General features: G+C 63.2%; 1 protein-coding gene and 1 rRNA gene. One reads left to right on the top strand and one right to left on the bottom strand.

The genetic code is table 11. The features are described 5' to 3' along the window. Window positions 1-103: ribosomal RNA gene (locus E2C06_RS36245) — 16S ribosomal RNA — on the bottom strand; the annotation flags it as partial. Between the two features lie 1,405 nt (window positions 104-1,508). On the opposite strand from E2C06_RS36245, the gene E2C06_RS36240 reads away from it, so the two are divergent. Then, a partial coding sequence (locus E2C06_RS36240) for an IS630 family transposase (RefSeq protein WP_133293355.1) occupies window positions 1,509-2,069 on the top strand: 561 nt, incomplete at its 3' end.

The following is a 2,069-nucleotide window of genomic DNA, read 5'->3' as shown; positions in this document are numbered from 1 at the left end:
GCGATACTCACCCGTCCGCCACTGACATTGCTGCCCGTGCGACTTGCATGTGTTAAGCATGCCGCCAGCGTTCGCTCTGAGCCAGGATCAAACTCTCAGGTTCATCAGCGCGACCAAGCCGAAGCCTTGTCGCGCAGACGCCTTCTCGATCAGGCTCCGCTCACCACTCTCGATGCAAAAGCACGCTCTCAGCCAGCACCACCAAGCAACCCTGCAAAGGGACCGCTAGTAGCACGCCGTCAGCGCACTTGCTTCCAAAAGACCGATGCGATTATCAAAGACCAGAGCCGCTTGAACCGGCTGAACGTCATATAACCGACGAAGCAGACCGAAGCAAGAGGCCCCTGCATTTCTGCAGGAAAAAAGATCATCTGCCCGAGGGCATTAAGACGAGACCCACGAACAACTTGGTCCTTTGTCTTCTGGCATGGCCATCAACGCCGTTGGCGTCTCTGACCGACCAGGTGAGGCGGGACCGCCTTGTCTGCGGGGGGCGGCTTATGACGCCAGGACGACCTAGCGTCAACACCCTATTTCCAGAAAACTGCACCTTGCCGACCCGCACCGCGGAAAACCCGGCTGGCTCGATGCCATGTCACCGCTTTGTTCTTGGCCCTTCCGCCGAAAAAAAGGCAGCACCCTGAGGTGCTGCCGAGTTTAGGGAGGAAACGTCCAAGAAAGCAGCAGGCGGCGAACCGCTTTGCTGCGGTGCACAAATTAGCTACTTTCCACCAGATCGCAAGCGGTATTCCCTCGCGAGCAGCCATTCCATAGCCGCGGGGATGCTTAACCGCGTGGACCAGGGTGTCACCCCGTAGCTTAACCCATAAGAATCATCTGTGCTGCTCCGTGCCCCGGTCGGGAATGCGATGGCGACGAGGCAGCGCGATCCCCCTACCTTTCCAGCATGACCTGCGCAGGCCGAGGACGGGGGTGCCAGCGTGTCAGGACGGCAGGCCATGTTGATGATGGTGAAGCCGACGCCCAACTGGGCATAGAGCGTCGGCCAGTGCAGCAGCGCCCTCCCAGCGTCGGGGTGGCAGTATGTGGAGTAGCATCGGGCAGTCGCGTCGCTGAGGTCGTCCAGTCCAGCCCCCCTCCCCGCCCGGGCCTCACGTTCCGACCGCTGGTCCAGGCCGAGCAGGTAAATCTGGAGGAAATTGGCCCCTGCAGCCGCGGGACGGTACCATCGCAATCTCCGGTTGCAGCTACGAACACGGCTCAGGCCCGTGATTGGTGAAGGCATCAGCCACGGCGCAAAGCCCCTGATGTCCGCGACAAGCGACGAGAGCAGCGCCGCTACCACACCGGCCGAAACCAACAGTTGAACCTTAAGGTGTGGGCGCAGGATGCCAAGGTGTTCTATGCCATCACTGATGGGTGCCGGGTGATGCTTTCGCCTGCACCGTCGCAGCCTTGGCATACGAGCTGGAGCAGACGCAAAGCCGCTAGTGCACTGACGCAGACGGGCGATTCACGCACCTGCTGAGGCATGCCAGGCTGGGCGAATGGCCCAGGATGTATGCGTCATTGTCGATGCTGGTGATCGTGTCCGATTAGAGGCGATCACCGCTGACCGGAACCGCCCGCAGAAGCACGTCCAGCGTGCCCGAATCGTCCTGCTGTCTGCCGACCGGCTCTCCGTCGCCGAGGTTGCCCGTCAGGCCGCGGCAAGCCGACCGGCGGTGTGGCGCTGGCAGGTGCGCTACGCCCAGGCTGGGGTGGACGGCCTGCTGCGCGACAAGACCCGCCCACCCGGCAGGGCGCCGATGCCGACCGCAACCGTGGCGAAGGTGCTGGCGCTCACCTGCTCCAAGCCGCGCGGCCAGGCCACCCACTGGACCGGCCGGGCGATGGCGCAGGCCAGCGGCATCAGCCTGCGCTCAGTGCAGCGCATCTGGGATGCCCACCGGCTGCAGCCGCACCGCCTGCGCAGCTTCAAGCGCTCCAACGATCCGGCCTTCGCCGAGAAGGTTGAGGACATCGTCGGCCTCACCATGGATCCGCCGATGCACACCGTGGTGCTGTCCATCGACGAGAAGTCGCAAATCCAGGCGCTCGACCGTACC

The organism is Dankookia rubra, from assembly GCF_004355005.1.
Lineage (GTDB): Bacteria > Pseudomonadota > Alphaproteobacteria > Acetobacterales > Acetobacteraceae > Paracraurococcus > Paracraurococcus ruber_A.
Note: the sequence above shows the minus strand (reverse complement) of the source record. Positions and strands in the feature narration are given on the sequence as shown.